The sequence below is a fragment of the Campylobacter concisus genome, from assembly GCF_902460845.1.
Taxonomy (GTDB): domain Bacteria; phylum Campylobacterota; class Campylobacteria; order Campylobacterales; family Campylobacteraceae; genus Campylobacter_A; species Campylobacter_A concisus_X.
On sequence record NZ_CABPVS010000003.1, the window covers coordinates 189,431 to 198,893 of the forward strand.

The window sequence follows — 9,463 nt, forward strand, 5'->3', positions numbered from 1 at the left end:
TAAAAGGATAATCAATGAAATTTCTAGCTATAACACTCTTACTTCTAACAAGTATATTCTTAATAGCTTGCTCAGCTAATCAAGCAAATAAAAAGATAAGTAACTCTGAACTAGAAAACTTAGCTAAACAATATGGTGGAGTGTATATATTTAATCAAAAATTTGTTGATGAGATAGAGAGAAGAGAAGCTGAAAGAAAAGAGCTAAGAAAAAATACAAAAGGTAGAGATTTAGGTGGCGGTCTTTATGCTGTAAATACAAAGTTGGTAGATGAAAAATTCCCTCAAACCCTCTCAAATGGCAAAAAATACTACACTCGATGGATAGATTATGAAAACCAAACTGGCAAAAAAGCTAAAATCTCTGAAGTCTATATAAATAAAATAATTGAGTTTATAGGTTTAGAAAATTTTAACAAAGAAAAACCATATTTAGATTTAGGAAAATTATATATAAATGATAATGGAGAAATAGTTCCTATAAGCATAGATGTTTATTATGAAACATATAGCACTAAATATGGCTTATTTGGAGATGAAGGAATGGGAATAAGCTTTAGTAAGAAAAGTATAGTTCCAGTAAGCGGTGGAAACAAATTTATTCTAATAAACAACAAATTCATAAAAGCAAATAAGGACAAGTAAGTGCTAACTAAAAAATCAAATAAAGAGCTAATAAATTGCTTTAAAGACTATATTGATATAGCTGATGCAAGTTATGCAATGCTTCATAATGTATTTGAGAATGAAAGAAATGGACTTGATGAGCTTTATGATAAATTTGGTAAAGATAATGTCCCTGAAAATATCGTAAATTCTTATAGAGAAGATGAAATAAAAAAGCCTGTTTGGAGATATAAAGATAATATAAGAAAAGGTGATATTTTAAATGGTGATATCCAAGACAAAGATGGAAATGTGGTAAAAAAAGTAGGAGATCCTACCGCTTATGCTCTTTGTATAGAAGCAAGATTTATGGCAGATAAAATAGTAAAGAAGCCGGTTGGAGCAAATGGAGAAACAAAAGATACTGAACTCAAAAATGATGTAAAAAATTTTATAGCTTTGGTACCAGATCAGCCACCCTATATCTTTTATAAACCCGAATCCCTCTCCCCTCGCACAAAACTTTTTGTTAATCGCTATGAGCTAGTAAAGCACATGCCTAATCAAAAGTCAGGTTTTAGCTCAACTATATTTTATGACACGCTTAAGTCAAACTATATCATAGGCTTTAGAGGAACAGAGATGAAAATAAATGATCTCTTAGATGATGCCTTTATGGCCATCACATCAAGAGCGCTTATGCAAATATCTGCTTTAAAATCACTTCAGTCCTCTATGCAAGAAGCTATAAATTCTCATAGTCAAAACTTAAGTAGCTTAGATAACACCGCCAAAGACATCATTTTATCAGGTCACTCGTTAGGAGGTCATCTAGCTCAAATATATGCAGTAACTTTCAAAGATAGCGGAGTAAAAGAACTTTATACTTATAACGCTCCAGGAATTTATGGTGGCATATTAGCTTCAGCTTTTACTTGGAGCTTAAGGCTTCTTAGCTTTGTGGCTAAAGCCATAGCAAAAGGTGCAAGATGGATAGCAAGAGTCATAGACAAAGATGGCTTTATAGGAAAGATGGTAGGCTCAGTCTTTAACAAGATAAAAGGTATGTTTGGCTTTAAAGATGATAAGAGCAGCGTAGACGAATATGTAGATGTGGTTAAAAATAATGAACAGGCTCAAAAGACTCTTGCAGATAAAAAGGTGAGCTCTAATATAAATAAAGCTAGCAAAGAAAAAGATATAGACATAGAGATACATCACGTAGAGAGCGTTAAACAAAGTATCAATAGAGATGAAGATAGCTTTTCGAAAGATGTGGCTGTTTTGATAGAACCTACCTTTTCGGTTATATCTGATCTAGGCTATAAGCTAGGCATAGATACAACTGGCGAAGTAAAGTATGAAAATACCGAGAATAGACACTTAGTGAATATATTGGTTAGATCTCACTTTTTAAAAGAGAGTGTTTTGGTTTTATATATGCTGTGCTATCTTCTAGAAAACAAAGAAAATGAAGCAAAAATAGAAGGCAAAGATATAGCTGAAGCACTTGATTATCTAAATGAATATATCCAGTCACTTAAATTTAAACTAAAATGCATAAGATCGAAGTTAAATTTGGATGTAAATATAGATGATATAAGTGATGCTTCTATGCTAGATACGCCTTTATATATCTTTTATGCTTATTTAAATCTCTTTTATGAATATGGCAAATTTAGTGATGAAAATTTTAAGCAAGATATGGTCGGGTATATAATAGAAAATTTAGGCAGCAACATAGATAAAAATAGCAATAAAGAGGCACATCTAGTAAAGATACTAGATATAGATGATCTAGATAAACTAGATGCGACAAAGATAGTAAGTGATACTAGAGCTGGCGACATAGATATGCTAGTGGCTATTTGTGCTTTGAATTTATTTGTATTTGAAAAAAAGATAGATGTAAATGAGCTTGGTAAATACTTCTCTTATAGCAAAAACATCTATAAAAATATAACGATACTACGAGATAATAGAGTAGATATAGCAGAGGCTAGCATCTTTGTAAAAGATAGAATAGATATGCTAAAGAGCATAATAAATCTAAAATATGCGGATCTAGTAAAGCTAAAAGAAAATGAAAATTTCTTGGCTAGCATAGACTCTAATGACATAAGCTCTAGCTATGAAGCCATAGTAATAGCTAATAATAAATCCGCTCAAAATAACGATGATGTAGCTTACAACAATAAAGTAGCAACCGATGATATAAAAGCTCTTATGAATGAGAGCGTGGGAAGTATCTTTTATAAAAACAACGATACCCTTAGTGTAAGTGCAGTGGATAAAAGTATAGTCGATGTTGAGGTATTAAAGGAGATATTTAAGCTAGATAGTAAAAATATGAATCAAAGAATATATCTAAACTCTGCCCTTTTGTCTAAAGCCAATGAAGAGGAGGATTATCCACTTTATTTTAAAGACGAAAAATATAATAGTGATGAGAATATACCTCTAAATTTTACTCATCAGCCAAGAGATGAGGATAAAGATATAGGAAGGCTAAATGTTGCTTATAGAAATTCTCAAGCAAATATATTAAATTATTCACTATTAAATAAGAGTCTAAATATTGATCTAAAACCAATGAGCAAAAAGACTAAAGAGGCTCTTTCAAATTTAAATCAAAGGCAAAATTTACAAAAAGATAATCAATCTAAAGAAATTTCATCTACTGCGACTTCATGCCCTGTCATAGAAGATGACACTATCATTTGCCCACACGGTGGTCATGTGATCTTAAAAAGTAGGGCAGGCAGGAGCATAAGATCAGATGATCAAGGTGTGATACTCGATGTTGATTTTATAAACTCGCCGATAGTAGGCTGCTCAGCTAGGACTCCATGCGTCATAGTAGCTTATGTACCAAGATCGGCACTTAGTTTAAAAAGTATGAATGATCACTACGCTGTAATGCAAGATCTAGTGCCAAACTGCCTAAGCAACACTGGATCTTCGCTAAGGTGCATAAAAAAAGAGAATAAACTAAAACTAGAGCATAGTTTAAGTAATCCTAGTATGCAAGATAGTAGCGAAATAATAAAAGATATAAATTTAAATAATGCCTACATAAGGCTTCATATAAAATCAGCCCTTAATCAAACAGATAATCTTGCTGTTTGTATATATAAGCTAAACGATGTGGAATATAAAAACCAAGAGGGATTTAAAGAAATGGAGCTAAATTTAGACGAAGGCTCTGATATAAAAGATAAGAAGCTAAAAGAGTATCTAAAGGCTCGGTTTAGAGATGATAAATTTAGTATCTCATCATTTAACTTCAAATACTCGCTTATGGATAAAAATTTTATTTTTATTACCCCTAAATATACTGAGCCTATCTATAAAGATATGACGCTTCCTAAGAGCGGAGTAGGATTTTTTCAGTTTGTAGATGATATGAGTGACGATAACAATCTTATCTATATTACGCCAAGTAAGGCAAAAACAGTATGTATAAAATTTGCTTGTGGGTTAGATAGTGAATATAGCGATGATATAAATATAATTAAAACAGTAGTGGTGGCATAACGATGAATGATATAAATATAACCTACTCTTGCGAAGAGAGTTTAAAAAAGATAAAAGAGTATATGGCTGATGCAAAGAGCGTAACGCTTTATACGTCTAGTTTAAACTATCTATCTTCATATTCTGGCAATATAATTGCGGAGATTGTATCAGATCTTATTTGTTGTAAAGGTAAAGATAAAGACATATCAATAATAACTGATTTTTATGTAGACAAAGAGAGCTTTAAAGATAGCAAACTAAATAGAGTAAGAGAGTTTAAATATAAAGGCATTCCAGTAAAAGTAGTTCATAAAAAAAGTGCTATTGATAAATTCTTTGAAAATTTAAGAGAAGGGCTTACTCCTTTACAAACAAAAATACATAATCAAGAGATATTGGATTTAGCTCAAGATGAGCATGATAGAGAGTTGCTAAAAGATGGTAATGAAGTAGAAGATAAACCATCAAGTTTTTATCATATGTTTGAGCTTATTGTTTCTAATTATAATGAGGCTAAAAATATTTTAAGAGATTGTTTAAATACTCTAAAAAATGATCTACTAAATGACGCTAAATCATTGATAGCTAGCGAAGGATTAGACGAGGGCAAATTTGAAAGAAGCATAAAAGAGTGTTTTGATGAGCTAGATAAAAATTTAAAAGAGCTAAGCTCGGAAAATGGAGAATTTATAATAAAACAAATAGCTCTTTTTATATTAAGTCTAGTCGATATAACCGATCCAAAGGCCATAATAAAAAAATCAAATCTTGGTTTTGTGGCTTATGAGCTTGGAAAGATGGCGTATGCAATTCATGAATATGATAGTAATAGGGCATTTTACGGTGTATCCTTACCAATACTAAGTTTTTTTACATCTAGGTTTGCTTCTGTCGTAAATACTTTAAATATAAGTTCAAACTGCAATGTCTTGGTGTTCAAAAGTAATAAAAATTCTAGATCTGGTTTTTTCTTGGACTTTACTCACTTAAATTTAGACTACCGCCCTTTTAAATATAGCATTAACGAAAAAGAGACAAACTATAATACAGATGAAGGATATAGTGTATATGGATATTTAGATGATGTATCTGTATTTGATTACTCCAAAGAGGTTTGCTCTTATGATGTGGTAAATAAAAATTTAGGCTTTGGCTCAAGTGACGATACTTTATTTAGTAGATTAAAAAATGAGATAAAAAGCACAAATGCAAATTTAAATTTTATCTGTGCTTCAAATTTTAACTCTATAAAGTTAGCTAATCTAATAGCAGATAAATCCGATAAAAATAATACCTCAGTAAATGATGAGATGAATAGTAAAGACTTCTCAAATTTAAATAAAAACTACATCGTTCTTTCAAACTCCCCTTTTAGATCAAGTGCAGGATTAAGAGAGGAAGTTATTAGCAAAAGTCTTGATCAAACTATAAAAGACGATATAAATAGATCAAAAAGTAGCAATCTGGTAAAACAAAAATTTAGTGACATAAAGACTCTAAATCCAGTAAAAGACTATAGCAAATATAGTATAGATATAGATCAAAACAATGATAAATCAACTCTTTTACTAAATTTATCTCCATTTGCAAGGATAGAAAAAAGCTATATAGATAATATTGAAGAGAATAGAAAAAAATATAGCGATATTCCTCGTAATGCTAATTCGAAGTATATAGATAATTACATGAAATATATCGAATTATTTGATATAAATATCTCTCATGTAAATGCTTATACAAAACAACCAAATGATATGGAGAAGATAAAAGAGAGTGAAAAAGAGTATATGGAAAAATCAACTATAGCATTTAAAGCAGTCTTTGATAGGGTTAATAAAAATGTTATTGACAGGATGAAATTTGAAGAGCATGACCACAATAAGACAGAAGAGGTAGAAGAATATAAGGAGTTAGAAGATATAGACTATTTAGTAAAGAAGGCGCTAGAAGATCAGCCAACTCCATACTACTCTCTTTTAGAAGTACTTTGCCTTGGCGTGGCTTACTTTATAATGACCAAAAGCTATTCAGGAGAGTTGTTAAACAAATCTATAAAAAACTCCCGTGAATATATAAAAGTAGGTGATGAAGAGATAAGTACTATAAATGTAAATTCTTTTGTAAAGTTAGGTGATAGTGATATAAGATTATTCTTTTACAAAGAAAGTGCTAAAAGTAGTGGATTAAGCAAAAATGAGTACCTATGTATAGAAGAGATTAGTGATTATATGGATGGTGCAGGAAATACTAAGAATGTATATAGCATAAAAGAACTTTTAGAAGAAAATGATAGTAGCGTAAATACAAATATAAAAGATCCTTTACAAAGTGATCTAATGAAGCTTCTAATAGAGCAAGCCAATGATATAGATGAAAGCTGCAAGAAAGATAAAACTTTGATAAAAGAAGTGATAGCTTCTAAGGATAAAGACGTCTTAAAAAAAGCCATAGACTTAGAATATAAGGCTTATCATAATGATAGAGATATGGATAAGGAGGTAAGCTCTTTACTTGTAAAAACAGCCATTGAAGGATTATTCCCAATAGCAGGCTTTGCAAGTGAAGATGGCATATCTAAAATTTATGAGATGCTTAGCTCTTTTATATTTGAAAGGGATGCAAAGAAATTAAAAGATGCCTTTTTAGACGAGCTTGGAGTATTAAATTTAATAAAGAAATTATTTAGTGCAAAAAAGACTAAACAAATAGATGAATATTTCTTGTATATCACAAGATTAAAAACTACAAATATAGTACTTCAAAGATCAAAGCTAAATTTAATTTTGCAAGCCCAAAATACCTCTATGCTTTATAGAACGATAGAACATTTTAAACTAAATATATCTTATAGCGAGATAACGACATATACTTTTATGAGATACACATATAGCTTTAATATAAGAGATGTAGAGCTTATGAAAAAAGAAATCAAAGACTATACTAAAACTCTTGGTAAAGACATAGGTATATCTATGATAACCGGTCTAATAGAACTTTATAAAACATCCTATGAAAAACTAGAAGAAAACTATAAAGAGATAATGCATGCAAGATATACATATAAATTTAATGAAGCTTACGCACTAAATAATATCTCACATAAACCTATGTCTATAAAAGAAGCTTATGATAAAAATAGTACAAATAGCTATTGCTACTATCCAGTAATGATCTATCAAAACTATATAAGTCTAAATTTAAATAGACTATTTCTAGGAGCTAATATAAGTAGTGGAGGATTAGACTATAACTCATTTATCTACTATGATATAAACAATAAACAAAGCAAACTCTCACATAACCTTGCTTCAAAACTAGCACTAAATAACCTTGGTGCTTATCTATGTTTAGATGAACTAAGAGGAGCTGGCAATGAAGTAGATGCAAACTACTTTAAATATGCAAGAAGCAGATATACAAACTCAGATGTAGAGATAAGAGAATTAAATTTAGATGTAAAAGAGGAGAAAGAAATTTATATGATATATAAAGGAAATACTCTACAAACAGAAAGCGACGAAGTTAAACACGCCATAGATGCTTATCAAGATGCGGTTGAAATAGTTAATGTATTTAAAAAAGGTATTTTTAACACTAGTGATAAAAATAGCCACTCTAACCTCTCAAGAGATCTAGTAGAGGCACTTGATACTATTGGCAACAATAACATAAAGGGGATATATGTGGGGTGTAAAAAGGCAAATACCGATAGTGATCGTACAATCCCTCCTCGCCTAGTAGGTCGTCTAGCCACCACCATAGTTATGGAAGATGGTCTTTACATAGGATAACAGATGAAAAAGATCATATTTATAACTTTAGCTATCTTAGCAATCGCAGTAGTAGCAGTAATAAGCAAAGGAAATTTACAAGATAAAGGAAATTTAATGGATAACACTAATACATATACGGTTATAGCTCCAAACGGAAAGGAGGTCTGGCTTGATAAAAATACAAATTTAATAGTAGCAAAGCCAGATAGTAAAATAGATGCTAAAAACAGGATCGCAAACAAAGAAGCTTCTGAGTTAGTTGTTCAAGCTCGCTCCATCCTAGACTCATCTCCATATAAAAACTATAAACCACTATACTATAACCCTAAACCAAACTCTTTAGGTCAAACAGACTATCTATCATTTAAACCTTGGCTAGATATTAGCTATAAATCAAGCTCAAATAAACTATCACCTTGGACTAAATCAGAAAAAGCTTACTATGAAAGCTTAAAAGATAAAAGAGATAGATATATCTATCTAGTAAAAAGAAGTAATCTAAAATGTACTATGATAGATATCCCTGAAGATGCAATAGCTAGAGTAGATAGCAAAGGCAAACTAACTAAACCTGAATATGCTGAAATTTATGATGAAGTAAATTCTAATAGAAAAACTCTAAAATCAGAACTATTTGCAGCAGAGTGGAATATATGTGCTGGAGTATTAGGAAATACAGCTGGATTTTCAAGGGGGGTTGGATTAGGTTATGCAGGATTTAAAGCAAGAGCATATCAATCAATGTTTCTATCAGCTCAGCTTGGTAAAAAAGAAGCTTTAGAGGGACTAGCAGACTTGTTTGAATACTCTACCTATCTAGTAGGTCTTAATAAAAATTTACAAATGGCTGAAGAATTTAGGAAACTAGCTAAAAATCCTCCACTAGATGAATATGGAATGATGCCTTACCTTGATGAGATAGTTGGAAGCTATTTCGTGATGGATTTTAATATAGGTGGGGTCGTTAATAATCCAGATGGCTCAATCCATAGGCATTTAAGAAAGCTCGTAGAAGATGAAGGAAAACTTCTAGACCCTAGAGACCTAGATGCAAACGAGACTACAAGGGAAGAATTTGAAAAATATTCAAAAAAAGTATTAGAAGATTATAAGGAAAAGTTTGACGAAGTCGGTTATCCAAACACATGGGATGATCGCGATTTATCTCTCTACATCGACTCCACCCTCCTAGAATCTAAGATAATGTCTCTAACTCCACCTGAGGGTTATCCTAATGCACCATACTATAACACACCAGAAGAGCTAACAAGACTATATGAGGCTGGTAAATTAGATAAAAAGCTAAATCCACTAACGCCAGTAATGTATAGAGAAAGTTTTCCTGAAGATCTTAGGCAAAAGATCCTAAGCTATGCTAAAGAGCATAATATAAAGGATTAGATAATAAATTTAATATCTATGGCTCCAAACAAACGGAGCCAAACATAAATATATTAAGCCACTACAATCAAAGACATAATCATCTCTATGATAACTGGCCTAATAGAACTTTATAAAACCTCATATGAAAAACTAGAAGAAAACTATAAAGAGATAATGTATGTA

Annotated in this window: 4 protein-coding genes; all 4 read left to right on the forward strand. The window is 31.1% G+C overall.

The genetic code is table 11. The features are described 5' to 3' along the window. Positions 1 to 14 precede the first annotated feature (14 nt). Genes F3H00_RS04105 through F3H00_RS04120 form a run of 4 tightly spaced genes read left to right on the forward strand, consistent with a single transcriptional unit; the run spans position 15 to position 9,298 of the window. Positions 15 to 644, forward strand: coding sequence for a tRNA 2-selenouridine synthase (locus tag F3H00_RS04105; protein ID WP_084109674.1), 630 nt, complete (start codon positions 15 to 17; stop codon positions 642 to 644). Beyond that, entirely contained in the window at positions 645 to 4,142 is a 3,498-nt protein-coding gene (locus F3H00_RS10320; RefSeq protein ID WP_149706705.1) for an Mbeg1-like protein, read from the forward strand. 2 nt (positions 4,143 to 4,144) lie between these two features. Then, entirely contained in the window at positions 4,145 to 7,915 is a 3,771-nt protein-coding gene (locus F3H00_RS04115) for a hypothetical protein (protein ID WP_148799997.1), read from the forward strand. Between the two features lie 3 nt (positions 7,916 to 7,918). Beyond that, positions 7,919 to 9,298, forward strand: coding sequence for a thioredoxin reductase (locus F3H00_RS04120; protein WP_148800000.1), 1,380 nt, complete (start codon positions 7,919 to 7,921; stop codon positions 9,296 to 9,298). The last annotated feature ends 165 nt before the right edge of the window (positions 9,299 to 9,463 follow it).

What these genes read in the sequence shown, in the direction of transcription:
- F3H00_RS04120 (WP_148800000.1), top strand. Translation starts at nt 7,919, where the DNA reads ATGAAAAAGATCATATTTATAACTTTAGCTATCTTAGCAATCGCAGTA.
- F3H00_RS04115 (WP_148799997.1), top strand. Translation starts at nt 4,145, where the DNA reads ATGAATGATATAAATATAACCTACTCTTGCGAAGAGAGTTTAAAAAAG.
- F3H00_RS04105 (WP_084109674.1), top strand. Translation starts at nt 15, where the DNA reads ATGAAATTTCTAGCTATAACACTCTTACTTCTAACAAGTATATTCTTA.